The organism is Alkaliphilus metalliredigens QYMF (assembly GCF_000016985.1).
Classification (GTDB): Bacteria; Bacillota; Clostridia; order Peptostreptococcales; family Natronincolaceae; genus Alkaliphilus_A; species Alkaliphilus_A metalliredigens.
The window spans coordinates 3,232,801-3,258,531 of sequence record NC_009633.1 but is presented as its reverse complement, the minus strand read 5'-3'; the positions used below and the strand labels follow the sequence as shown (position 1 = coordinate 3,258,531).

The window sequence follows — 25,731 nt, the reverse complement described above, 5'->3', positions numbered from 1 at the left end:
AATTCTAAAGGAGTGTGTCAAAATGAAAAAGAAACTAGTGATATCAATTGCAGCATTAAGTTTAGTAGGTGCCATCGCAGCACCTGCCTTTGCAAATGAAGTGCCACAAGAAAACCAGCAACTTAGGTTCAGAACAAATAGAGAGGTAAACATTGAAGCAGTTGCTGAAAAATTGGGGATGTCTGTAGAAGAATTCCAGGCTCAAAAGGGAGCTAGATTTGGAGGACGATTTAAAGAAATGCAAGGAGGAAGATTCGAGGAAAGACTAGAAGGAATTTCCGAAAAATTGGATATTCCATTAGAAGACCTATTGGCACAAAAAGAAGCAGGGGTGCATGTTAGAGAAATGTTAGAAGAACGAGGAGTTGATTTAGAGGACGTCAGAAAAGTAGGTTTAGAAGAACGAATGAAAGCGATCCAGGCTAAGGTGGAATCTGGGGAGATTACTGAAGAACAGATGGAAATGATCAAAGAAAAAATGGAATCTAGTAGACTTTTATTAGATGGTAAGGGACCTCACCGAGGAAATGAAAGAAGAATGAAACTTAACTTCTAGAGTAGACAAATTAAAAATAGTAAGACTCGCGTATTTAATACTATAGAATAATATGTTGGAAAAGTAAGTGTTGAGAGGAGAAGGTATTTTGATGCCTTCTCTTTTCTATGTTCAAAGTGTGTTGATGTTCTATTGTTTCGTAGATCATAGATTTGATTATGAAATAATACAACTATGCAATAGATTTTACGAAAGACTTTTTTGTATAGAGAAAGAGGAATTTAATTTCTTTCATCGAAATAAATTAAGTAGAAACCAAAGGAGGATGAAGCAATGAATTATGAAGAAATACGGGATAATGCAAGAAAAAAAATAGAAAAACGTTGTAAGGTTTGTAAAGAATGCAATGGAATCGTCTGTAGAGGAGAAGTACCAGGAGCCGGAGGTAAGGGGTCCGGAGCAGGATTTATTCGGAATTGGGAGAAATTAAATGACGTCAAAATCAATTTAGATACAATTGTAATGGAAAAGGAAATCGATCCGTCTATTGAGTTATTTGGGCGAAAATTTAAGTACCCTGTATTTGCTGCTCCTGTTGGTGCAGTTGCCCTCAATTATAGTGACGAGTTAGATGATTTTACCTACTCTCAAGCGATTATAGAGGGATGCAATCATGCAGGAATCCTTGGATTTACTGGGGATGGGGTGAAGGATGAGTTTTATGATTTACCTCTTCAAGTAATCGGAGAACATGGAGGCAATGGAATTCCTACAATTAAACCTTGGAAAACCGATGAAATCATTTCGAAGATAAAGAAAGCTGAAGTAGTAGGTGTGACTGCTATTGCCATGGATATAGATGCGGCAGGACTTGTTACCTTAGCGCTTCTAGGAAAACCAGTGGCAACAAAATCTGTAGAAGATTTAAAGAAAATTATTAGTTCAACAAGTATTCCTGTGATTTTAAAGGGAATCATGACAGTTGAAGGAGCTAAAAAGGCCATGGAGGCAGGTGCCTATGGGATTGTGGTCTCAAATCATGGAGGGAGAGTCCTGGATCATACACCGGCCACAATCGAAGTGTTACCAGAAATTGTAGCGGTAGTCAAAGGAAAAATGAAGATATTTATTGATGGTGGTATTCGAACTGGAGTAGATGTTTTTAAAGCCTTAGCCCTTGGAGCAGACGCTGTACTCATTGGCAGACCCTATATCGTAGCAGCATATGGTGGCGGTGCAGAGGGAGTTGGGATTTATACTGAAAAAATAGGAAAAGAGTTAAAAGAAACAATGATTATGACAGGATGTCATGAATTAAAGGATATTAATAGAGGCTGTGTTTACTAAAAAAAGGTGATAACAACAATTTAATGATTTATTAGAAAATGTACAAAGGGAAGTGGATGACCACTTCCCTTTGTACATTTAAGCACTTGAAATTCCAAATAACACTAATAGAACAAACAATCAATGAATTCATCTAGAGCGATACTGCCTAAGTAATCATTAAGATCAAAGTCCTGTAATTGCTGACGAATGGTATCTTCATCATATTTTGATTCTTTTATTAGGTCTATCAGATCTGTGACGTCTTTTTTACTTAGAAAGTCACCATACAGCTTGCATTCTTGTATCAAGCCATTGTGGACATTTAAACGAATATCCAGTAAGCCTCCAGCATACCGTTTAGATTTTTTCATATTAAAGTTTGGAGAACGACCATAGTTCCACTCCCAAGCGGCATAGCGCTCCTCCATCGTTTCATGAATTTTCTTTTTATCTCTATCTGTCAACTCATACTCATTTGAGGTGCTTCCAGAATCCTCTAAAATATAGCTGACTAAAATGTCTTTGAATTCTTGAACTGGGACAACATTCTCTAAATAGGAAGCGATGTTAGTGACTCTACTGCGAACGGACTTAATCCCTTTAGATGAAAATTTATCAGTCTTGACATTTAAGGCATCTTGAAGCACACTTAATTCGGAGTCATACAGTAAGGTTCCGTGATGGAGTAAGCGGTCCTTATAATAATACTGGGCATTTCCAGAGAATTTTTTATCATCTATGGTAATGTCATTGCGACCGGAAAATTCTGCTTGGACACCTAATCGATTAAGGGCTTTGATAACGGGTTCTGTAAATTTTTTATAATTACTGACGAGATTTCTACCACTTTTGACAATAAAGGTAAAGTTTAAGTTACCCCAATCATGATAAACAGCGCCACCACCAGAAAGTCTACGAACCACATTGATTTTATTTTTCTTCACATATTCAGCATTAATTTCTTCAACTGTATTTTGGTTGCGACCCACAATAATAGAGGGTTCGTTTTGCCATAAAATGACATACTCTTCATTGGGATCTAAATATTTCAAAGCATATTCTTCAAGGGCTAAGTTAAAACGTGGATCTGTGCTATCATTACGAATACTAATCATTTAATTCGCTCCTTTACATGATATTCTTTTTAGCTTTCTATATGAATACCCAGATTTAGGCGGATTAAAAGAAAAATATATTTTAGCAGAAAATACAATTCAATTGGTAGGAATTTTAATTAAACTTGGTTTCTAGCCAATTAGTAACCGGCAGTAGCTTTCTAATCCCTATCTCCAGGGGACTGGTTTCAAAAAAATCATATTTATCTACTGCAGCAACAAGTAAAATCATTGCAACGACAGCAATATAAAGAGATAAGACCTCTGATTTGTTTTTTTTCAATCTAGCAAAATCAATAGAAAGTATAACGGTAATTAATAGGACTAAGATAATATTCATTATATTTTCCCCCTATTTAAATTGAGGGCAGAGTGAATTACATTGCTTTCTACCTTCACTGTGATATCAGCATGAGAAAACACTTCATTCCAGTCATCTTTTATTTCCTTAAACTCTTTAGGATATTTTCTATGAAAATCCTTACTTAGATTAAAGTAGTCAACCTCGTATTTTTCTTGGGCAGTAGAGATGGATCTATTAAGCTTGTTTTCCAAAACCCGACATAATTCATCTTGGACATGATAGATGTCTAAATCATGAGCCCGACCCTTTATGGGGACTCTCTCTGCCACATTGCCCGTAAGCTTTAGTTCAATGTGAAAGTTTACCTTTTCATTTTCATAACTTGGTGTAATCTTGGTTGTTGATTCTAATACCTCTATCACGATATTATCACCGGTAGCAGCACTTTCAAATACAATTAAGGCGTTTTTAAAATTATTGGTAATCAAGTTAAAGCCTTGTCCTTCTTCATAGTCTAGATATCCCCTAAGTTTATCATCTTCAAAAATAGCAATTTGAGTTAGTTTTAGTTGCGGTAGCTCTTTTTTTGATGGAGGGGGTAGTATTTCCACTAGTGTGGTTACATAGTTGGTGCTAGGATTGTTGACTGCTTCAACGGTTTCATGAAGATCCGATATATATATTTTAGAATTGGCTCCATAATTGTCTGCTATTGTTGACAAGACAACGGCAGGAATGACGCCTAGGTGATTTTGCGTATCTAAAATATCTTCAGGAGGTATTTTGCTAATAAGGATCTTTGTTTCTAGTCTGGTTTCCATATCCTGCACAAGAAAACCAATCACATCTTCTAGTCCCTCTATGGCGATTGAGTCGTGTATGATAAGGGTTGTAATATGAGCGATATAAAGACGCCTACCAGCTACCATAGATAAATTTCTTAAGGCGTCAAAAAACGTAAGACCTTCGGACTTTATAATTGTGTAGAGATGTCTGGAATCAGTGACATCTGCCACAAGTGCATCGGGATTGGCAACCTGAACCACCACTGAATAGAGACCTGCCTCAGTTTTGGAAATGCCTAAACCCATTACAAATCCAAGCTCGTCTATTTCCCTACGACTCCAGCAGGAGGTAGTCAATAGGGTAGATAGTAACAGGATCAGTATCAGACTGCTTTTTTTCATGAATCTCTTCTCCCTTCGGTGCTTTATGGTTTGGGTTTTAGATTTTTTGCCTTTTTATTGACATTTCCATTAACAATATAAGGGGATCTTTTGGTAATCGCCCATTGGGGAAATCTAAATACCCAATCCTTCATATCCTGAAAGCTTAAAGGAGCAAAGGGAACCATAAAGGGGACACCGAAGGACCTTAAGGAGACGAGGTTAAGAGCTACTAGTAAGGCTCCTGTCATGATGCCATAAATCCCCAGGGTTGCTGCTAGCGCCATCATAAAAAACCTTGTCAATCGTAAGCTTAAGGAAAAGTTAGTGTAGGGTATGGTAAAAGAAAAAATGGCAGTGGTAGCAACAACAATAACGACTGCAGAAGAAACCAATCCAGCTTCAACGGCAGCTTGACCAATGATTAAGGCCCCAACAATACTCACTGCTTGACCGACATGGGTTGGAAGTCTGGTGCCAGCCTGTCTCAGAGCTTCAAAAGCAATCTCCATAATCAACGTCTCCACAAAGGTAGGGAAAGGCACCCCTGCCCTAGCACCAGCTATGGTGAGGGCAAGGCTTGTGGGAAGCACCTCCTGATGAAAGGTGCTAACAGCGATATAAATAGAGGGTAAAAATGTCATCATAAAGGCACCTAGATATCCTATAAATCTAGTGAAGCTTGCAAAGTAAGGATTCTGGTAATAGTCATCAGAATTAATAAAAAAATCTGTAACGATGGCAGGGACGGTGATTGCAAAGGGGGTTCCGTCACATAATATAGTTATCCTGCCTTCCAGTAACATTGCTTGTACCCTATCGGGTCTTTCAGTATAAAAGGTGGTTTGAAAGAGGTTGGTGGGGGCATCGTCGATATATTCCTCAATGCTTGCAGAGCCAACAATGCCATCAACATCTATCCGCTTAAGTCTTTTGAATACTTCTTTGACAATAGAAGGATTAACAATATGCTTTATGTAAGCGACTCTTATTTCCGATCTTGACTCTCTACCTATGGTAAGCTCTTTGATAACAAGGTTTGGTGATTTAATTCTTTTTCTAATCATTGAAACATTAGCAGCTATATCCTCCACAAAGCCCTGTTGAGGACCCTTAACGACTTTCTCTGTTTGGGGTTCAGCATATTCCCTAGCAGCACCCTGGGAGATCGTAATTGATATGACATTTGCATAATTTTGGATCAATATAATACCATTTCCTGATAAAAGTTCATCTACTGCTTCATTGACATCTTGTAAAAAACAAATGTTGCTATTAGGTAATGTGCTTTCTATTAAGTCATCTATATGGGAGCTTAAATAAGTTCTTTCTTCAACAGTTCTTTCTCCAAGGCCTTGAGTTAAGGGAGTTAATACCGAAGACTCTAATATGCTGTCATCTACTAAGGTTTCGATAAATACGACCACTGCCCTTATACTGGGGAGGGTAGGGATCTGAAGATATCTAAATTTGATATCATCACTATCTCCTAAGTAGGACTCAATGATTTGAATATTTTTATCTAAATGATGAGAAAATTTTACTGACTGAGTCGTTTCATGACTCTTAGTATCTTTATTTGTACTTGTACCTGTCTTGCTATTATTTTTAGTAATTTTATGAATTGATTCTTTAATGATTTGTAGTGTAGACTTTCTCATCAGCATCCCTCCCTTAGTAACAATTATATTTTGTGCATTAATGGGATAAAATATAACAAAATACAGAGAAAGTGGTGGGTTAGTTTATGTTAGGGATAGAAAATGAGAATAAAATAAAGATATCCTTTAGGCAGCTTCTATGGTTAACCGTAGCGCAACTGGGAGGCGCATCCATTCTTTATCTTCCAGGTATGATTGAGGCAGGTAGGGATGTTTGGATTTCCAATATAATCGCATCCATAGTCGCCTATATCGTTATTTTTATTCACTACCTGCCTCTATCACTGTGTCCTGGCTTAAGTATGACCAATGCCCTAAATAAGTATTGGGGTAAGCTCCTGGGGGGCTTGATGAATCTTTATTATGCTTTGTTCTTTTTTATTCTTTGTTGTCTGGTTGTTTCTGATGTTTTTTATTTTGGAAAAATAACCATGCCAGAGACCCCTGGTTATATTTTTATCATTTTTTTTATAGTCCCTGCTGTCTATGGGGTCAAGCTTGGCCTAGAGGTCTTTGTAAGGTTGTTAGAGTTTCTACTACCCATCCTGATAATTGTCTATTGTATTTTATTTCTTCTGGTTCTATCTAAACTGGATTTTGGAAAAGTTTTACCCATTATGTCCCAGGGTATAAAGCCTGTATTGGCAGGAGCCATTCCTAATATGAATTTTCCCTATGCTCAAATACTACCAGTGATTTTTTATTATAGATATACGAAAACAAAGGCTCGGGGGAAAAGCCAGTTCTTGAAATATACATTTATAGCAATTTTCTTGGCCACAGTACTACTAACATTTAGAGCATTGGCTTCTGTGGCTTCTTTTGAGGAAGAAACCTTAAAAACCCTTAATTTTCCTCCCTTTAGCACAATAAGAATTATCGAGGTTGGAGATATTATTGAAAGGCTAGACCCATTGTTTTTGGCAGTCTTTTATGTGACGACTTACTTTAAATTCATTATTACGTATTATGTCATTTGTGAAATCATTTCCGATTATTTTCAGTTAGGAGAGCCCAAGGATTTTGCTTGGCCTGTTGCGATTTTAATTGGGGTATCCATGCCATTTCTCATCCCTAGATTTGATGTAATTCTAGCATGGGTGGTACCTTATTTCTTTGTGTCGCTACCATTGTTTGCACCCATACCCTTGTTATTGTTTATAACAATTAAATTGAAAGATAAAAAACATAGAAAGCATAAAACAGTAAATTAGCCAAGGCTAACATCTAAGAACATCATGATGACAAAGCCAATCATCAACCTATAGGTAGCTAGAAAATGAATATAAATATAAATAAGGGGGCGTTTTAAGTGGAGAAAGTCAAAGTAGCCATATGTCAAATGCTAATTACAGAAAAAAAGTCTAAAAACCTACAAAAGGCAGAGGAACTGATTCGTGAAGCTTCAGGAGAAGGTGCTAAGCTCATTGTATTACCTGAAATGTTCAATTGTCCCTATGATAATGCATATTTTTCTCGCTTTGCAGAGGAATACCCAGGGGAAAGCACACAGTTATTGAGTCAATTAGCTAAAGAACTAGGGGTCATAATCATTGGGGGTTCTATTCCTGAGCAGGAAGGAGACCGAATTTACAATACTTGTTTTATATTTGGCGAAGCAGGAGAGCTAATAGGGCGTCATCGGAAGGTACATCTTTTTGATATAGATGTGAAAAATGGCATTCGTTTTAAAGAGTCCGACACCCTGACTGCAGGAGAGGAAATGACGGTAGTTGAAACGGTACTGGGAAAAATAGGTGTGGCTATTTGCTATGATATGCGTTTCCCAGAACTGATTAGAATGATGGCATTAGAGGGAGCGCAGGTGGTTATTGTTCCTGCAGCCTTTAATATGACCACGGGGCCTGCCCATTGGGAGGCGACGATCAAGGTGCGGGCATTAGACAACCAAATATACTTTATTGCTGCTTCACCAGCCCGTAACTTGGAGGCATCATATCATGCATATGGACATTCTATGTTGATGAATCCATGGGGAGATGTGGTGAACAAGGCAGATGAAACCGAACAAATTCTCTATGGAGACCTAGACTTTGATTATCTTAATAGGGTGAGAGAGCAGCTACCATTATTAAAGCATAGACGTAGTGAACTATACCGTTTATAAGGAAAGTGAAATCAGATAAATCGTAAGGACAAGTGGTTCCCAGGAGACTGATTTTTAGGATATTAAGTCACGAGGAAGCCTTTGGCAAAAGTTTCTAAATGAGAGCAAGCTTTTGATTTCAAGGGGGTAGGGATACCTCCTTTTTCATTGTCAAATGTTACATCATCTCCCCTTCATTTATTTGTGTTAGAATTTTTAAGGTAGAATAGAAAGGTGGGAGTTTGATGGATATTAAGGATAAGCTAAAAAACATAAGCAAATTAAGAAAACAAAGTATGCTAATTATTTTTGCAGTACTTACGTTAGCAATTTTAACAACAAGTATTTTAGCCCAAAATCTTCAGTCTGAGGAACTGCAAAAGATCAGTCTGGACTCTGAAAGCATAGGGGAAGAGGCAGCTATAGCTAAGGAAAAAGAGCTGGATCTGGATCTAGATCTAGACCTGGAGCTAGAAGAAGGAGCTTCGACTGAACAAGGTGAAAAAGTATCGTTATTAGAAGAAAATACAATGAGCAGTAGCGCTACATACGCTACTGTAGAGACGACAACAGAGGAAGCTTTGAGTGCGCCATCTACAAGTACGCAACAGACAAAAGAGCAAAGTGAGCAGCAGTCACAAGCCACAAAAGTAGAGCCAATTACTGCTGACACCTACCAGATTCAAAATGGTGATTCATTATTCTTGATTTCCCAAAGAGCGGGGGTATCTGTAGACCATTTGAAAAACCTAAACAGACTTAACTCGGATCAAATTAATGTGGGACAGACCCTACAAATCAAAGGACAAGCACCTGCTAGTTCCATCCCATCAAATACAACGGTTTCAAGAGGTGCCGACAGAGAAGATGACATGTATTGGTTGAGCCGAATTATCCATGCAGAGGCCCAAGGTGAATCTTATCAAGGTAAGGTAGCAGTTGGAAATGTCATCATGAATCGCGTTGGAGATGGCAACTTCCCTAATTCAATTTATGGTGTTGTTTTTGATCGTCAACATGGCTATACGCAATTCTCCCCTGTACTTGATGGGAGTATTCATAATAAACCACATCAAGACAGTGTAAGGGCCGCCCGAGAAGTACTGGACGGTGCTCGTCCAGTTGGAGATGCGCTATACTTCTTAAATCCAAGAAAAGCAACAAACTTCTGGATTGTACAAAATAGAAAACATATGATGACCATTGGACTACATGATTTTTATCATTAAGAATAAACTTTGAAAAAAAGAGAAACCGTAACTGGTTTCTTTTTTTTGCCATAATAGATCTTTGGAAGTATGAGATGTTCACATGATTTTACAATATTTCAGCTTGCTGGAAGGAGTTGGCTTGACATGGCAAAATGTCTATGATACACTATGTACAATCAAATAAAGGAAATAAGACAATAAAATAAAGATTAATAAGTAGAGGTGCATTGAAGAAAAGTACGCAGTAGGTGTTAAGAGGAAGAGGACTCAATACTACTGGGGAAAGGCTGACGTGCCGAAGTCGTTGAAAGAACTCTAGATTAACGGCTGGGGGGACTGGTGAAAAACTGGCTCACTGTCATAGATTGTATCTATGGAGTGCTATTTGTTGATGGATAATATAAAGAGCATAAAAAGGATAGGATATAGTGGTTACTAGGTACTATGCTTCCTCTATATGATAGTTATTAATATTACCATAACAACTCCTAAGAACAATGATCTTAGGGGTTTTTTTGTGTATATTGAAGGCTGTGATATTTCATTATTTTCCTATTTTCTTTATATGATTGTTTCATTAGGGTATGACATAAAACATATGCCCTGAATAGTATAGAAGTATATATCTTATTGACTGTATTCATGGTAAATAAGTATTAATAACTTCAGGGTAAATAAGTAATAATAACTGTAGAAGTATGGACTCGAAAGGAGAATGAAAATGAAGTTAAATATTGGTGTAGTAGGTGCAACAGGAGCAGTAGGTAGAAAAATGCTTGAAATCTTAGAGGAACGACAAATTCCTGTAGGTAAGCTGAGGGCATTTGCATCAGCCAGATCTGCCGGAGAAAAGATTCTTTTTAAGGATCAAGAGATCACAGTAGAGCTTCTAACTGAAGAAGTGATGAAAGAATCCTATGATTATCTGTTGTTTTCAGCTGGAGGAGATGTTTCTGAAAAATTTGCTCCAATCGCTGCAGAGGCAGGTAATGTAGTGATAGATAACTCATCCCAATGGCGAATGACCAAAGGTGTTCCTTTGATTGTGCCAGAAGTAAATGCACATGTATTGAAGGGATATCGGGGAATTATTGCGAATCCAAATTGTTCCACCATTCAGATGATTGTTGCATTAGCACCTTTACATCGCAGGTACCGCATGAAGAGAATCGTTGTCTCTACATATCAAGCGGTATCAGGAAGTGGTCAAAAAGCCATAGAGGAATTAACACAACAAATGGCCGATGGAAATCATCCCAACGAAGTATATACAAGAAAAATTGCAAGAAATTGTATTCCTCACATAGATGTTTTCAATGAGAATGGATTTACCAAGGAAGAACTAAAAATGGTTTATGAAACTCAAAAAATACTAGAGGATAAAACCATTGAAGTAAATGCAACCACAGTTAGAATTCCAGTCTTTTATGGGCATAGCGAGTCTCTATACATGGAATTTGACGAAACACCTAGTGTAGAAGAGGTTAAAGAAATTTTAAGTAAAGCACCGGGCGTTGTGGTGGTAGATAATCCAAGTGAAAACCAATACCCAACACCACTAGAGGCAGAAAACACTGATGATACCTATGTAGGCAGAATACGGATGGATTTATTTAATCCAAAGGCTTTATCCATGTGGGTTGTGGCAGATAACTTAAGAAAAGGTGCAGCTACCAATGCAGTGCAAGTGATTGAAGCAATGGAAGGCTTAAAATAAAAGGAGGAATTTCATATGTTTAATGGTACAGGTGTTGCAATCGTCACGCCATTTAAAAATGGTGAAGTTGATATTGATGCACTTCGAAAATTGATAGATTTTCATTTAGAGAATCATACTCAGGCATTGATCGTATTAGGAACAACAGGAGAAGCATCAACCCAAAGTATAGAAGAAAGAAAGCTTGTGATCAAAACAGCAGTTGCCAATGCAAAGGGGAAAATACCAATTATTATCGGTACGGGGTCCAATAACACAGCAACTGCAGTAAAATATACTGAGCAGGCAGAGGAATTAGGGGCCGATGGCATTTTATTAACCACACCATACTATAATAAATGTACACAAAAAGGCTTGATTGCTCACTTGACAACTGTGGCAAATGCAACAACATTACCAGTGATTTTATATAATGTGCCTTCTAGAACTGGGGTCAACATTCCTGCCGAGGTTGTGGCAAAAATGGCTGAGTTAGATAATGTTGTGGGAATGAAGGAAGCCAGTGGTGATATGGGGCAAATATTAGATATCAAACGCTTAACACCACCGGGCTTTAAAATTTATTCCGGTAATGATGACCAGGTGATTCCGATTTATGCTTGTGGAGGTCATGGGGTAATTTCTGTAGCAGGAAACATCATGCCAAGGGTAATGCAATCTATATGTGCGGCCTTTATGGAAGGAAAAGTTGAAGAGGCTATTTCCTTACAATTAAAATATAAAAAATGCATTGACTTGCTCTTCTCTGAAGTCAATCCAATTCCTGTGAAAGCAGCACTGAATGAGATGGGATATATTGAAGATGAATTACGTCTGCCCCTTACTTCAATGGAAGCGGTCAATCGTGAGAAGCTAGTTGAAGAAATGAAAAAGCTTCAAATCATCTAGAGAGGAGGTTGAATATGAAATTACTGATTTGGGGACTGAGTGGTACCATGGGAAATCTAATTAGTGTTGCAGCACAGAAGGATTCCCATTGGTCAAATATAGCAGGGGTGGATGCTAAAAATCCCACAAGCAATTTAAAACACACACCAGAAGTGATTATTGACTTTTCACATCCATCGGCTCTGGAGGGTGTATTGGACTATGCCATGGCGCATGGGGTTCCTTTAGTCATCGGAACCACTGGATTTGAAAAAGAGCATCTAGAGGCCATTGATCAGGCAGCGAAGCACATTCCTGTATTACAGGCCACCAATATGTCTTTAGGAATGAATATTCTTTTTTCCTTGGTGGAGCAGGTGGCAGGAATGCTAAAGAATAAAGCGGATATTGAGGTGATTGAATCACATCATAACCGTAAAATGGATGCCCCTTCGGGTAGTGCAGTAACCATTGTGGAATGTATTGAAAAGGGATTAGGTGAAGCCCGTAAGCATCAGCATGGACGAGAAGGTCAATGCCCTAGAGAAAAAGGCGAGATTGGTGTGCATGCCATTCGTGGAGGCAATATTGTTGGATTTCATGAGGCGAACTTTATTAATGAATTGGAGACTGTTAAAGTCAGCCACGAAGCCCATGATCGGTCGGTATTTGCCCAAGGGGCATTAGAGGCTGCTAAGTTCGTTGTCAATCAGCCTACAGGGCTGTACCATATGAAAGACGTACTAGGCCTTACGTAAATGGTGAGTGAAAGATAAAATGAGACTTAATGTAGAGAGAGTCTTAGCAATAAACTAAAGATAAACTACAAGTAAGGTAAATTACAGAGGAGGAATATCATAAAATGGATGCAAGAGAAATTATTAAATACATACAAGAGAGTGAAAAGAAAACACCAGTTAAGGTATATATTAAAGGGAATTTGAGCGAGATTAATTGGGAGCAAGAAGGGATAAAAAGCTTCATTACAGGCAACACTGGGGTGATCTTTGGGGAGTGGAAGATTGTTTCTAAGTTAATGGAGGCAAACCAAAAGAATATTGAAGATTTTGTATTGGAAAATGATCGTGCAAATTCTGCGATCCCTTTATTAGACTTAAAGGGTATTCACGCAAGAATTGAACCCGGTGCCATTATTCGAGAAAAGGTTGAAATTGGTAATAATGCTGTGATTATGATGGGTGCAAGCATTAACATTGGAGCGGTCATTGGAGAAGGTACCATGATTGACATGAATGTTGTGGTAGGTGGACGTGGAACAATTGGTAAAAATTGTCACATAGGAGCAGGAGCTGTGATCGCTGGTGTCATTGAACCCCCTTCAGCAACTCCGGTTATTATCGAAGATGATGTTGTGATTGGAGCTAACGCAGTTGTACTTGAGGGAATTCGAGTTGGAAAGGGATCTGTTGTGGCCGCCGGTGCGGTTGTAGTTCAAGATGTACCACCTAATGTGGTAGTAGCAGGAACGCCAGCTAGGGTCATAAAGGAAATAGATGAAAAGACAAAATCAAAAACAGAAATCGTGAAAGAGCTACGTAGCTTGATAGAGGAGTAATGTGAGATGAATATTGTTGTGCAAAAATATGGGGGATCTTCTATAGGCTCCACTGAAAAAATAAAAAAAGTTGCAGATAAGATTATTAGAACAAAAAAAGCTGGAAAAGATGTGGTGGTTATTGTATCGGCCATGGGTAAAAATACCGATGAACTGGTTAATTTAGCAAAGTCAATATCAGGAAAACCAGATCCAAGAGAGATGGATGTGCTATTAACCACTGGAGAACAGGTATCTATCTCTCTCCTTTCCATGGCTTTAATTGAAAAAGGCTATAAAGCAATTTCATTTACAGGTTCACAATTAAACATTCAAACAACATCGAGCCATCAAAAAGCAAGAATAATGGATATTGATGTAACAAAGGTAACTGAAGCCTTAAAGGAAGGTAAAATTGTGGTTGTGGCAGGGTTTCAAGGGGTGACGGAGGACAACGATTTTACAACATTAGGGCGAGGTGGTAGTGATACCTCTGCGGTTGCTCTAGCGGCTAAACTAGAAGGAACCTGTGAAATTTACACTGATGTCGATGGGATTTATGCCATGGACCCTAGACGATTGAAAAATGCAAAAAAGATCCCTAGAATCAGCTATGATGAAATGATGGAAATGGCAAGTAATGGAGCGGGAGTGATGCACTATAGAGCGGTGGAATTAGCGCATAAATATGATATTCCTCTCTATGTTGCTTCTACCTTTTCAGATGAACCGGGGACCATAATTGATAATGGAGGAGGGAAAACAATGGAAGAAGCAGTTGTGACTGGAATGGCATCTAGCCTAGAAGATATACAGATTACGGTACTAAATCTTCCCTCTCCAACCAAAAGTCTATATCGACTTTTTGGACAACTAGGAGAGAAGGGAATTAATGTAGATATGATCTCTCAGATGCTAACTGAGGACAATCTAATGCATGTGAGCTTTACTGCACCAAAGGACGATTTGTGGCTGGTGGAAAAAGTGTTGAGAGAGTGGCAGCAACAGGATCCAACGATTCAATGGGAGATAAATGAAGACATTGCAAAAATTTCAGCTGTTGGATTGGGAATGCGTTCTCATGCTGGAGTGGCAGCGAAGGTATTTGAGCTGATGTCTGATAATAATATAGAAGTGAAAATGGTCACAACTTCAGAAATTAGAATCACATGGGTTGTTGTCAGGGAAAAAGAGCAACAGGTAATTGATTTAATTGGGCATCATTTTGGATTGGAGATGAGTTTGTGAAGAGAGATTGGATGAAGCTAGACCAAGCATATTTACTACCCACCTATGGGCGAATGCCTGTGGTGGTTGCAGATGCCAGAGGAGCAACAATAACAGATGTAGAAGGTAAATGCTACCTAGATTTGTTTGCGGGCTTAGCGGTTAATGTATTGGGTCATGGACATCCAGCTTTAATGGAGGAGCTAGAAGAACAAAGTAAACGCTTTTTACACATTTCTAACTTTTTTTACAATATACCTGCCATTGAATTAGCAGAAAAAATGATCGAGAGAACATTTCCAGGCAAAATATTTTTTACTAATTCTGGAGCTGAGAGTACCGAGGCAATGATTAAATATATCCACAAATATAGTAAGGGAAATAATGGAAAGGGTGTTGTTGTATTTGAAAACAGCTTTCATGGGAGAACACTGGGAGCCTTGAAACTGACACGTATGAATAATGTGCAGCAAGATTTTCCAACCATTAAATTTCCTGTCCATGAAATTCCAACAGAGGATATACAAGCTTTAGAAAGCTGCTTTAAAACACATCAACCTGCAGCATTTCTATTTGAACCTATTTCAGGTTCTGGGGGTGTTCATGTGATTTCTACTGAGTTTATGGAAAGAGCTCAGGCATTATGTGAAGCACATGGTGTTCTGTTTTGCGTAGATGAAATTCAAACGGGAATAGGGAGAACTGGAAGACTTTTTGCCTATGAGTATAGTGATGTGAAGCCGGATCTATTACTATTTGCTAAGGGAGTTGGTGGCGGACTTCCATTAGGTGGCATCATAGTGGCTGAAAAAATAAGTCATTATTTCAAGCCTGGAGACCATGGAACAACCTTTGCACCCAACCCACTGAGTTCAAGCTTAGGGAGAAGAACGTTAGAAGTGATAGATAATGTCTTTTTACAGCAAGTGAGGGAAAAAGGTGAATACATGATAAAAAAGCTAGAAGCACTAAAAGTGACTTTTCCCCATAGCATTGGTGACATTAGGGGAAGGGGTTTGATGATTGGAGTTGAGATCCTCAAGGGATCCCAAACCTTGAAGCAAAACTTCCTGGAACGAGAAATGCTGGTCAATATGACTAGTGGTAATATATTACGATTAATCCCACCCTTGGTCATAGAAAAAGAAGAAATAGACCGATTTATCAGCGTGTTTGAAGAAATAATGACAAGATAAATATAGGAGTCGTCACCTTCGGGTGCGACTCTTCTTTGTTAGATTCTTCGTTTGATTAAAAAATAATGGGGTAATATAATAGAGTAGAATAAAACTTGAAAAGCAAGATAAACATAGAGTAAAGAGTAAGACTGATGTAGAATAATAAGATTTGAAATGAGGAGGGATTTATGTGGCAAATTTTATTTGGGGAGCAACTAAGATCAATGAATTGAAAGCCGGAGATGTCTATAATCCTAAGGACAAGCTCTTGACAACAGAGGATGTGCAATGCTTAAAAATCCTAGATAAAATTATGAAAAATTGCAATATGCTTCCTGAAAAAAGATTAAAAGAAGCATTTTTGGAGATTATTAAACAAGAGGATTATCAACTTCTTTATTACGATGGTCATACGAGAGATTCCACGGCGTATATCAATCATATCATTAAAAAGAATACCGATGAGAAACCAGACACACTGGAGTTTAATCTCTTTATATTTAAATTAACCTATTGGCTGACTGAATATTTCATACATCACAGTGCATAGATTATTATCTTTACAAAGGATTCTCTTGCTTGCATAATCCATTACGGATGCACAGAGGCTGAACTCATGGAAGAAAAGGGGTCATGTACATGAAGCAATATATACCGAATATTACAGGGAACCTAAGGAGTTATATGATTAAAGTACCAGAGGTCATTCGAGAGGCTTCAGGGGTGGTTGTATTTGGACGGAAGATTAAATCCTTAGCCTTTACCACTGATATATCAATTATTGAAAACATTAATGCCGATGCGATTTGGGCAGTCTACCCCTTTACACCTCAACCAACCATTAATCACGCCATTATGACATCCTCAGATGTGCCTGTGTTTTGTGGTGTCGGTGGTGGGGTGACAAGTGGGCAAAGGTCATCAAACTTAGCGTTACACGCGGAGTTCCAAGGGGCAATTGGTGTGGTGCTTAATGCACCTACTCCTAATGATACAGTGAAGCTGATGAAGGAATTGATAGACATTCCCGTTACAGTTACAGTGGTTTCTTCGAATTTAAAAAAGCTTGAAGAACGCTTGGCTGCTGGAGTGGATATTTTAAATGTAGCAGCGGGTAAAGACACAGCAAAGATAGTGGCAGAAATCCGAAAGCATTTTGAACAAGTACCCATTTTTGCAACAGGTGGGGCCGATGAAGAAAATATCAAAAGAACCATTGATGCTGGTGCCAACGCAATTATCTATAATCCACCCTCTACATTAGAAATTTTCAGAAGCAGAATGGAGATTTATCGTAGGGAATACTAAATAAAATGAATGTAACCAAAATAAAAGCAGCCAAGGGCTGCTTTTGTTTTGTGTCTAGATTGATTAATCAAACTTATCGTAGTAGATTTTGTTGTCAGCGAAGGCTCTCTCAACTAGGGTCTTGACAGTTGAATCGATCATGGGAGCACTACCACAAAGGTAGGCTTCACGCCCTTCTTTTTTCTCTAAGAATTTCATCATGGCATCGGTTACCCGACCTTCTTCACCTTTCCACTGAGACTCTTCTGGTGCTCGTGAAAGAGTAGGAACAAACTTGAAACGAGGAAGCTCTTTTTCAAACATTGTCATCTCATCTAATAGAAATAGGTCTTCAGGAGTCTTTGCACCGAAGAAGAAGATCGTATTACGATCAATTTTTTTGTTAAGCATTTCAAATAAAATACTTCTAATAGGTGCCATTCCAGTTCCAACAGCAACGAGGATGGCATCCTCTTCACAATCTTGTAAATAGAAATCGCCAAAGGGTCCATTAAAAAGGATCTCATCTCCTTCAGATAAATGTTTATGAACATAAGTCGTCAATAAACCGTCTGGCACATAACCGATAATTAAATCGATATAACCCTTGTTATTTGGAGAAGAAGCAATGGAATAAGCACGGAAGACTTCATCAGGGCTACCAGGATAGGGTGGCGCCAATAGCTGTACGTATTGTCCAGCCTTAAACTCAATTTCCTGACCATCGGTAATCTTCAATCGCAATAACTTAATGGTTGAGGTAAGGTCTTCGGTTTTCTCAACAATGGCTTCAAATTGTTTAACATTTAATAGATCTTCAGCAATTTGAATCTCCATATCTGCCTTTACCTTGACCTGACAAGACAAACGGACATTGTTTTTCATGTCATCCTCTGTTAGGTAGGAAAGCTCTGTAGGAAGGACAGGCCCGCCCCCTTCGTTAATGGCACATTTACAATAACCACAGCTTCCCTTACCACCACAGGCTGAAGGAAGGTAGATTTCATTTTCAATTAAGGAAGATAATAACGTATTGCCACCTTCAACGATGAATTCTTTATCTTTGTTAATCCGAATTTTTCTTTCGCCATAATCTGCAATATAAGTGTTAGCTAAAGTAAGCAGGAGGGCAAGGGTAGTTGTAATTCCAGTTATGATTAAAATGGTGGTCAAAATGGTGTTCATGTATTCACCTCCGTTACTATTGTATTTGAACGATGCCTGAGAATCCAATAAAGGCTAGAGCCATTAATCCAGTAATGAACAAGGTGATTCCTGCTCCTTCAAGGCCTTTAGGGATCGGTGCTTTTTTAATTTTCTGACGTATACCTGACATCGCTAATATAGCAAGTAACCACCCTAATCCAGACCCGAATCCGAAGGCAACGGACTGAATGAAGGTATAATCACGAATGACCATAAAGAGGGAAACTCCTAAAATGGCACAATTAACAGTAATTAGTGGTAGAAAGATCCCTAAGGAATAATACAGGTTAGGGAGGTAGCGCTCTACGACCATTTCAACTAATTGTACAAAGGCGGCAATTGTAATGATAAACACAATAAACCTTAAATACTCTAAGCCAAAGGGAACAAGTACATGATGATAGACCAAGTAGTTAATAATTGTTGTTCCAGTCAGTACAAAGGTAACCGCCTGGCCTAATCCCAGGGAAGTCTTAATCTCCTTAGAGACTGCGATAAAAGAGCACATTCCTAAGAAATTAGCTAGGATCATATTGCTTGTAAAAATTGATGCAAATAAGATGACAAATGGGTTCACATTTTCCATTAGTTAGCACCTCCAGCTACAGAAGTTTCCTTCTCTTCAGAAGGAACGAGAGAGTTCATTACCCAAATTAAAATACCAAGCATGAAGAAGGCTCCAGGAGGCATAATCATAAAGATCCATCTTGGCCACCAAGCACCCATGACAGTAATGCCAAATATACTTCCGAATCCCAGTAATTCTCTAAAGAAAGCAATTAATAGTAATACAAATGTGTATCCTAAGCCTGAGGCAATGCCATCGAGAAAGGCTAAGCTAGGGGGATTATTCTGTGCATAGGATTCACAACGTCCCATTATGATACAGTTTGTAATGATCAATCCAACATAGGGACCAAGGGCATCACTCATGCTAGGGTAATAGGCCTTGAGCACGATGTCAACAATAATAACATAGGCAGAGATGATCAAGGTTTGTACCATCATCCGAATATGTCTTGGGGTATGTTTTCTAAGGACGGATACTGTAAAACTAGACAAGGCAGTCACGAAAATAAGGCCAATTCCCATTACCAGGGAGTTGATCATTAAATTTGTAACGGCCAGGGCAGAACAAATTCCTAATATTTGTCTAAAAACGGGATTGTCATTTAGGATTCCCAGTTGAAAAATACGTTTTGTTTTTTTTGACATCTTATAATCCCTCCCTTGTTTCTGCTAGAAACGCTTGAAGGCTTGCATTTAAGATTCTTCTAACAGCATTTGAAGTCCCTGTTGCTCCTGAGATTGCATCTACCTGTCCTTCAGGGTCAGGGCGATAGGCGATAAAATTTTCAATGGCATCTGGGTCGATGCCAATACTTCTAAACTGCTCTTTAAATTCTAGTTCGTCAATTCTGCCACCAAGACCAGGTGTTTCATTGTGGGATAAAAATTCAACCCCAATAATTTCAGTGAAGTCTGGAGTTAAAGCAACAAATCCTGTTAACTGACCCCATACTGCATCACCGACGATGGGTATCACATAGCCTACTAATTCATCACCTTGGTAGCCAGCATACAATGTTTCACCCTGATGTTCAATGATTTCAATATGGGTGCTGTAAAAATTACTGACTTCAACAGCATCATCGGGGATAGAGAAATCTAACACATATAATAAAGAGCGTTGTTCGCTGAGCTTTTCATTTAACTGAATTCTATCTCGGGTGACCTCATTAATGGTTGCTAATACACCAGTATAAACAACGGTTAAGATAATCATAAACAGAATCGGTTTAAACGTGAATTTCTTCATGCTGTCACCTTCTTTCTTTTAGAAGACTTCAGATGTTTAATTCCTTCATCTAGAATAGGGGAGAAGGTATTCATGATTAACACAGCAAACATAGCACCACCCACAAAGATACCAAAGATACGAATGACACTGGCAATAATACCAATTAAAAGACCATAAATCCATTTGGCCTCTGTTTGTTTTGGAGCAGTAATGGGGTCTGTTGTCATGAATACTGTCATAAATAAAAATCCACCAGATAATAAACCGTGGAGTGGACTTGGAACACTGGAAACATTAGCTAAGAGTAAAATGGAATGAATACCAACAAATCCAATAACCGGTGCAAGCATTAATTTCCAATCAGCGGTTTTAGTAAATAGTAAATAAGCTGCTGCCACTAAGATTAAGAAAGCACTGGCTTCGCCTAAGGAACCGGAGGTATTGCCAATAAAGAGATTTCTAAGTGGAAGCATTTCTCCCCCTTGGCGAAGGATGCCTAGAGGAGTAGATTGAGTTATGGTATCTAATGCTGGAGAAAGGTATCTTGCAAAGCCTCCAGGGAAACCAGAGGACACTGTGCTCCACTGAACAGTCATTGGTTCAGGGAAGGTAACATACAAGAAGGTTCTTGCAGCTAAGGCAGGATTAAATACATTGTGTCCGAATCCTCCAAAAATCTCTTTTGCAAAAACGATACCAAAAATGATACCAATAATACCGACCCAAAAGGGGGTAGAGGCGGGAAGGGTCAAAGTTAGTAATATACTTGTAACTAAGACAGCTTCTGAAACTTTTTTATTTGATTTTCTTTTAAATAGGTATTCAGTAAATATACCAAAAACAGAAATAACAGCCATAAGCACTAGTGTTCGCCAACCATAGAAATAGATAGATCCTAGGGTGACTGGAATTAAACTATACAGTACTTTGCGCATCATTTTTTGTTTCATAAAAATAGAACGATATAACTCCGTCATATATGTCGACCTCCTTCATTGTGTTGATATGATTTTACATTACTTTCATGTAATTTTACAAGTCTACTTTTTTTTTACCCCCAGAGAAAAAAATGAAACATATAACCTTTTTCTTAATATAGAATTTATAAGAATAAGTGATGTATTATTCCAGTTAAAATTTAGTTTGAATTTTTAGGCTTGAAAAGTGAAAATCATTTGGCAAAAAAATGTTTACAGGGGATATAATTTGTGTTAAAATGAATCTTGCTTGGGGAATTAGCTCAGCTGGCTAGAGTACTTGCTTGACATGCAAGGGGTCGATGGTTCGAGTCCATTATTTCCCACCAAAAACAAAATGGTAATTTGCGCGAATGTTGGACACTAACAATCAAAACAATGAAACGATAAGAAAAGCCCAGTTTAAATAACTGGGCTTTTCTTATCGTAATATAATTTTCTATCGTTTTGTACTTTCAAAATAATTACCAAAACTGAGGTAATCATTTACAAAATAAATCAGGAATACATGAACACAATAGCAAATTATAGATATTTTGTTGCCTTTATTTGTGCAAAATTATAGTGAATTATAAAAGGACTAATGAATATATTGTTTAAATCTATAAAATTAAGGCTTTAGTACGCTATAATGGTAGGTAAGGTAAATCATATATTATTTATAGAATCATTGGGTAATATGGAAAAGAAGGAGGAATTGTGAACTCGTTTCAGTAAACTATAACATCGGGGAATCAGGTAGGGTCTTAGCTAAATTCTTTAACAGAAATTCAATAAAAGGATGTGAAACTATTTGAATATATTTACTGAAAAACTGAAAGAAGTTATATTTTCAATTCTACCTATTACAATCATTGTATTGATATTAAGCGTTACGCTTACACCTCTTGAAGCGCCACTGATCATTAGATTTCTTATTGGTGCATTCTTAATTATCTTGGGGTTATCCTTTTTTTTAATAGGAGTGGACATTGGTGTGACTCCTCTTGGTAGCGTAATGGGATCTACTCTTGCTAAAACAAACAAACTATGGATCGTTATTGCTGCTGGATTTATCCTTGGTTTTTTTATTTCAATTGCTGAACCTGGGTTAATCGTACTTGCCAATCAAGTTGGTTTGGTCACATCAGGTCAAATATCTAGCATAAGCATTCTGATAGTCGTCTCCATTGGTATGGCAATAATGCTTGCATTAGGCTTTGCTAGAATCGTTTTTAATGTACCGTTATATAAAGTCTTAACGATATTATATGGACTCACTTTTATTTTAGCATTATTTGCTTCATCAGAGTTTTTAGCAATATCCTTTGATGCTTCAGGTGCAACCACTGGGGTACTGGCAGTGCCATTTATTCTCGCTCTAGCAATAGGTGTTTCTAAGCTAAAAAAAGATAGTAAGGCATCTGAAAAAGATAGTTTTGGTTTAGTTGCCATAACATCTGTTGGTGCAATCATGTCAGTTATCATCATGAGTATTCTTTCGAAAACCAATGAATTTTCTGGGAATATTGAATCCAATACACCTGAATTAACCACAATCATGGGACCCTTTATACAAATAATACCAGCTATATTAAGAGAAAGTTTCTTTGCTCTTTCACCGCTTCTAATCATTCTTTTGGTGCTACAAAAAATATCCTTTAAGTTGAGTAAAAAAGCTTTTGCAAAGATGTTAAAAGGTTTCGTTTATACATTTGTAGGACTCTTAATATTTTTAGTCGGTGTCAATGCTGGATTCATGGATGTAGGAAGTGTTATCGGATATAGTCTTGCCTCTTTAGATAACAAATTTTATCTTATCATTATGGGATTTATTCTTGGGATTGTAACAATATTAGCTGAACCTGCAGTTTATATATTAACAAATCAAATAGAAGATGTGACAAGTGGGTATGTTAAAAGAAAAGCTGTACTCATTGCCCTTTCCATAGGAGTAGGACTTGCGGTGGCCCTATCGATGCTAAGAATAATCGTACCAGGAATTCAACTATGGTATTATCTTTTACCCGGATACCTAATTTCAATTGTCATGACCTATTTTGTGCCAAAGTTATTTGTAGGGATTGCATTTGATGCAGGTGGCGTTGCCACAGGCCCTATGACAGCAACCTTCATCTTAGCTTTTACACAAGGAGCTGCAGAAGCAATTGAAGGCGCAAGTATTTTAATAGATGGATTTGGTATGATTGCCACTGTAGCCTTAACTCCAATCATTACTTTGCAAATCTTAGGTTTTATTTTTAATCTAAAGTCTAAAAAAGGAGGTATTCTAAAGAATGAATAGTAGTACTAATTACATAGTGCATGAATTGTTATGTTTAATAGTAAGTCGAGGATTGGGAAGTAAAGTCATAAAATGTGCAAAGCAAAATGGAATAACAGGGGGCACAATTTTTTTAGGTAAAGGAACGATCAGAAATCCGATTCTAGAATTTCTGGATTTAGCTGAAGCTAGAAAAGAAATTGTTTTAATGGTAGCTGAACAAACCATAGCTTATGCTGGCCTAGAGGCACTTAATAAGAAATTTAATTTTAATAAACCAAATCATGGCATCGCATTTAGTACTTCGGTCCTGAACATATTCGGAGCTAAAAACTTAACAAGTAATGATACTAAAGAAAGCAGAGGTGTGGAAAATCCAATGTATAATATTATTTTTGTAATTGTTGATAGAGGTAATGCAGAATCTGTGGTAGAAGCTGCAAAGAAGGCCGGTTCTAGAGGAGCGACGATTGTTAATGCACGAGGTTCGGGCATACATGAAACCAGTAAGCTATTTGCTATGGAAATAGAACCAGAAAAGGAAATTGTCTTGATCATATCTGAGAATCATCTAACAGAATCAATTTCATCTTCTATTAGAGATGAACTTCAAATTGATGAACCTGGTAACGGTATTATTTTCATTCAAGATGTGAACAAAACTTATGGGTTGTATTAGTATTTCTCTATACGAAGAACCGCTGATTGAGATGCGCAATGCTCTCGAACAGCGGTTTTGATTTTTTGAGTACTTGACATTTTTGTGTTATTTTTTAAGCTGGGTTTTTAATTGAACGATACAGTCTGATAGTGAAGCATAGCCTCCTACAACATCTTCTGCTAGGGCCCTACAGGAGGGAGAACCACACGCACCACAATCAATGTTAGGAAGACTAGATAAAACTTTTTGAATCGCTTCCATCTTTTTAATGGCATGGCACATATCCTCATCTAATTGCAGGATTTCTAAGGATTGGATGGGCTCTGTAAGGGCAAAGGTCTCAGGGGAAATGTTGACATAATTAGGCGAATTAGCATAATGTTTTTCAGCTAATCTGCGGATCCGATTACGGGCAACAAAGGGATTGATTACTGTCAAGCATCCGCCGACACATCCACCGGTACAAGCATGACACTCAAGAAAGATAACATCATCGATCTTTTTAAATTCTACTTCATCTAAAACATTGACTACATTTTGAATCCCATCAACAGCTAAATACTCTTTAATTCCTAAGGATTGAGATTCACCACCGGTCCGAGCCCATCCGATGCCTTTACCAGAAGGATAAAAGGAGCTCTTCTCTTGTGGATTTGAGATGTCATTTTTTCCGATGATTTTACTGACCTCTAAAAAGATGGTTTTGATTGAAAAAGTGCCATCCACATAAGAATTTTGAGTTCCTACAGGATTTTGGAAACTGTAGGTGCGAGCTGTACAAGGAGTGATATAAAAAACCCCAATTTCTTCCTCTGAGAGCTGTCGTTTTTCTATTGCCTGGGTCTTAGCCATATAAGCTGCGATCTCTACTGGTGAGTTGATTGGCAAAATGTTCTGAATTAAGCTGGGATAACGCATTTGAATAAGTCGTATGATAGTAGGGCAGGAAGAAGAAATAATTGGAAGTTGTTGTGGTGCGTTAATGCAGTCTCTAGTAAAGTCAGAAACAAGATCCGCACCTTGAGAAGTCTCAAATATAGAATGAAAACCACAATCCTTTATACTTGAGAGAATTTGATCTATGGAAAGGTGTTCATCAAATTGACTGTAAAGAACTGGGTCCACTAAGGCAATTCGGTAGGGATATTTTAAAATTGAATTGAGCTCATTTGTAATGCTACTTCGGGCATGGTGAGTGCACACCTGTGTGCACTGTCCGCAATGGATACACTTTGTATTAATAATGAGAGACTTACCATCTCTTACACGACTTGCTTCTGATGGACAGTTTTTAACACAGCGAGTGCATCCGACACATTTGGAAAGGTCCAAAGAAATACCATGGATTGTAGGGTGCATAACAACTCCTCCTAGAAGCAAATTATGAATGGTTGTGCATGATATAGATAGTATTAGTTATTATTATTATACAATAAATATAATAAAATAGAAGGCTTAATCAATATAAAAATAACAATATTTATATAATTCGCTTTGTATTAATATATATGTTGAATTATTAGAGTTATTGAAGTGAAAATATATGAATAAAAAGATTTTAATATGGAAATCATTTAAAAAGTATTGTAAATATTGCGGTTCT

The 25,731-nt window shown here is 37.8% G+C and carries 25 protein-coding genes, 1 tRNA gene and 1 riboswitch; of the genes, 16 read left to right on the top strand and 10 right to left on the bottom strand.

Annotation, left to right across the window (positions count from 1 at the left end):
* The first annotated feature begins 22 nt into the window (after positions 1 to 22).
* Together AMET_RS15800 and AMET_RS15790 are read left to right on the top strand one after the other, a co-directional pair.
* A complete protein-coding gene (locus tag AMET_RS15800) occupies positions 23 to 556 on the top strand; it encodes a hypothetical protein (RefSeq protein WP_012064310.1) in 534 nt (177 codons plus the stop codon).
* A gap of 273 nt (positions 557 to 829) precedes the next feature.
* The gene (locus AMET_RS15790; RefSeq protein WP_012064309.1) at positions 830 to 1,843 is read left to right on the top strand and encodes an alpha-hydroxy-acid oxidizing protein; all 1,014 of its coding nucleotides are present in this window, start codon (positions 830 to 832) and stop codon (positions 1,841 to 1,843) included.
* Positions 1,844 to 1,947: 104 nt separating this feature from the next.
* Here AMET_RS15790 and AMET_RS15785 read toward each other — a convergent pair whose 3' ends face one another.
* From AMET_RS15785 to AMET_RS15770, 4 genes are all read right to left on the bottom strand, one after another.
* A complete protein-coding gene (locus tag AMET_RS15785) occupies positions 1,948 to 2,940 on the bottom strand; it encodes a lipoate--protein ligase (protein WP_012064308.1) in 993 nt (330 codons plus the stop codon).
* Positions 2,941 to 3,055: 115 nt separating this feature from the next.
* Positions 3,056 to 3,280 carry a hypothetical protein gene (locus AMET_RS15780; RefSeq protein ID WP_012064307.1) on the bottom strand — a complete coding sequence of 75 codons (225 nt, stop codon included), beginning with the start codon at positions 3,278 to 3,280 and terminating at the stop codon, positions 3,056 to 3,058.
* Entirely contained in the window at positions 3,280 to 4,431 is a 1,152-nt protein-coding gene (locus tag AMET_RS15775; RefSeq protein WP_012064306.1) for a Ger(x)C family spore germination protein, read from the bottom strand. Before AMET_RS15775 ends, AMET_RS15780 begins: the two co-directional genes overlap by 1 nt.
* A gap of 23 nt (positions 4,432 to 4,454) precedes the next feature.
* Positions 4,455 to 6,071 (bottom strand): spore germination protein, encoded by a 1,617-nt coding sequence (locus AMET_RS15770; protein ID WP_012064305.1) that lies wholly within the window; start codon positions 6,069 to 6,071, stop codon positions 4,455 to 4,457.
* 86 nt (positions 6,072 to 6,157) lie between these two features.
* Here AMET_RS15770 and AMET_RS15765 point away from each other — a divergent pair, with 86 nt between their 5' ends.
* The 11 genes from AMET_RS15765 to AMET_RS15715 all read left to right on the top strand — a co-directional run bounded on the left by AMET_RS15765 (position 6,158) and on the right by AMET_RS15715 (position 17,241).
* Positions 6,158 to 7,285, top strand: a complete 1,128-nt coding sequence (locus AMET_RS15765; RefSeq protein WP_012064304.1) for a GerAB/ArcD/ProY family transporter — start codon at positions 6,158 to 6,160, stop codon at positions 7,283 to 7,285.
* A 98-nt stretch (positions 7,286 to 7,383) separates the two neighbouring features.
* The gene (locus tag AMET_RS15760) at positions 7,384 to 8,199 is read left to right on the top strand and encodes a carbon-nitrogen hydrolase family protein (RefSeq protein ID WP_012064303.1); all 816 of its coding nucleotides are present in this window, start codon (positions 7,384 to 7,386) and stop codon (positions 8,197 to 8,199) included.
* Between the two features lie 224 nt (positions 8,200 to 8,423).
* A complete protein-coding gene (locus tag AMET_RS24430) occupies positions 8,424 to 9,407 on the top strand; it encodes a cell wall hydrolase (protein WP_012064302.1) in 984 nt (327 codons plus the stop codon).
* Between the two features lie 191 nt (positions 9,408 to 9,598).
* A riboswitch (Lysine riboswitch) is annotated at positions 9,599 to 9,781 on the top strand.
* Positions 9,782 to 10,110: 329 nt separating this feature from the next.
* Entirely contained in the window at positions 10,111 to 11,106 is a 996-nt protein-coding gene (locus AMET_RS15750) for an aspartate-semialdehyde dehydrogenase (protein WP_012064301.1), read from the top strand.
* Between the two features lie 15 nt (positions 11,107 to 11,121).
* Entirely contained in the window at positions 11,122 to 11,994 is an 873-nt protein-coding gene (gene dapA / locus AMET_RS15745; protein WP_012064300.1) for a 4-hydroxy-tetrahydrodipicolinate synthase, read from the top strand.
* 14 nt (positions 11,995 to 12,008) lie between these two features.
* A complete protein-coding gene (gene dapB / locus AMET_RS15740; RefSeq protein ID WP_012064299.1) occupies positions 12,009 to 12,731 on the top strand; it encodes a 4-hydroxy-tetrahydrodipicolinate reductase in 723 nt (240 codons plus the stop codon).
* Positions 12,732 to 12,835: 104 nt separating this feature from the next.
* The gene (dapD, locus tag AMET_RS15735; RefSeq protein ID WP_012064298.1) at positions 12,836 to 13,549 is read left to right on the top strand and encodes a 2,3,4,5-tetrahydropyridine-2,6-dicarboxylate N-acetyltransferase; all 714 of its coding nucleotides are present in this window, start codon (positions 12,836 to 12,838) and stop codon (positions 13,547 to 13,549) included.
* 6 nt (positions 13,550 to 13,555) lie between these two features.
* Positions 13,556 to 14,776 (top strand): aspartate kinase, encoded by a 1,221-nt coding sequence (locus AMET_RS15730; protein WP_012064297.1) that lies wholly within the window; start codon positions 13,556 to 13,558, stop codon positions 14,774 to 14,776.
* A complete protein-coding gene (locus tag AMET_RS15725) occupies positions 14,773 to 15,951 on the top strand; it encodes an aspartate aminotransferase family protein (protein WP_012064296.1) in 1,179 nt (392 codons plus the stop codon). Before AMET_RS15730 ends, AMET_RS15725 begins: the two co-directional genes overlap by 4 nt.
* A 172-nt stretch (positions 15,952 to 16,123) precedes the next feature.
* Complete coding sequence (locus AMET_RS15720; protein ID WP_012064295.1) at positions 16,124 to 16,483, top strand: DUF5416 family protein; 360 nt, start codon at positions 16,124 to 16,126, stop codon at positions 16,481 to 16,483.
* Between the two features lie 89 nt (positions 16,484 to 16,572).
* Positions 16,573 to 17,241, top strand: a complete 669-nt coding sequence (locus AMET_RS15715) for a beta/alpha barrel domain-containing protein (RefSeq protein WP_012064294.1) — start codon at positions 16,573 to 16,575, stop codon at positions 17,239 to 17,241.
* Positions 17,242 to 17,304: 63 nt separating this feature from the next.
* Here AMET_RS15715 and AMET_RS15710 read toward each other — a convergent pair whose 3' ends face one another.
* Genes AMET_RS15710 through AMET_RS15690 form a run of 5 tightly spaced genes read right to left on the bottom strand, consistent with a single transcriptional unit; the run spans position 17,305 to position 21,204 of the window.
* Positions 17,305 to 18,405: an NADH:ubiquinone reductase (Na(+)-transporting) subunit F gene (locus AMET_RS15710; RefSeq protein WP_012064293.1), complete on the bottom strand. Its 1,101-nt coding sequence runs from the start codon at positions 18,403 to 18,405 to the stop codon at positions 17,305 to 17,307.
* Positions 18,406 to 18,421: 16 nt separating this feature from the next.
* Complete coding sequence (locus tag AMET_RS15705; RefSeq protein ID WP_012064292.1) at positions 18,422 to 19,012, bottom strand: NADH:ubiquinone reductase (Na(+)-transporting) subunit E; 591 nt, start codon at positions 19,010 to 19,012, stop codon at positions 18,422 to 18,424.
* Positions 19,012 to 19,641: an NADH:ubiquinone reductase (Na(+)-transporting) subunit D gene (locus tag AMET_RS15700; RefSeq protein WP_012064291.1), complete on the bottom strand. Its 630-nt coding sequence runs from the start codon at positions 19,639 to 19,641 to the stop codon at positions 19,012 to 19,014. Before AMET_RS15700 ends, AMET_RS15705 begins: the two co-directional genes overlap by 1 nt.
* A 1-nt stretch (position 19,642) precedes the next feature.
* Positions 19,643 to 20,245: an FMN-binding protein gene (locus AMET_RS15695; protein ID WP_012064290.1), complete on the bottom strand. Its 603-nt coding sequence runs from the start codon at positions 20,243 to 20,245 to the stop codon at positions 19,643 to 19,645.
* Positions 20,242 to 21,204, bottom strand: a complete 963-nt coding sequence (locus tag AMET_RS15690) for an RnfABCDGE type electron transport complex subunit D (RefSeq protein WP_012064289.1) — start codon at positions 21,202 to 21,204, stop codon at positions 20,242 to 20,244. Before AMET_RS15690 ends, AMET_RS15695 begins: the two co-directional genes overlap by 4 nt.
* Before the next feature lie 252 nt (positions 21,205 to 21,456).
* On the opposite strand from AMET_RS15690, the gene AMET_RS15685 reads away from it, so the two are divergent.
* The 3 genes from AMET_RS15685 to AMET_RS15675 all read left to right on the top strand — a co-directional run bounded on the left by AMET_RS15685 (position 21,457) and on the right by AMET_RS15675 (position 24,146).
* Positions 21,457 to 21,533: transfer RNA gene (locus AMET_RS15685), tRNA-Val, on the top strand.
* A 464-nt stretch (positions 21,534 to 21,997) separates the two neighbouring features.
* Positions 21,998 to 23,488: a DUF1538 domain-containing protein gene (locus AMET_RS15680; protein WP_012064288.1), complete on the top strand. Its 1,491-nt coding sequence runs from the start codon at positions 21,998 to 22,000 to the stop codon at positions 23,486 to 23,488.
* Complete coding sequence (locus tag AMET_RS15675; RefSeq protein ID WP_012064287.1) at positions 23,481 to 24,146, top strand: P-II family nitrogen regulator; 666 nt, start codon at positions 23,481 to 23,483, stop codon at positions 24,144 to 24,146. Before AMET_RS15680 ends, AMET_RS15675 begins: the two co-directional genes overlap by 8 nt.
* A gap of 87 nt (positions 24,147 to 24,233) precedes the next feature.
* On the opposite strand, the gene AMET_RS15670 is transcribed toward AMET_RS15675, so the two are convergent.
* Positions 24,234 to 25,487 (bottom strand): [Fe-Fe] hydrogenase large subunit C-terminal domain-containing protein, encoded by a 1,254-nt coding sequence (locus AMET_RS15670; RefSeq protein ID WP_012064286.1) that lies wholly within the window; start codon positions 25,485 to 25,487, stop codon positions 24,234 to 24,236.
* Between the last annotated feature and the right edge of the window lie 244 nt (positions 25,488 to 25,731).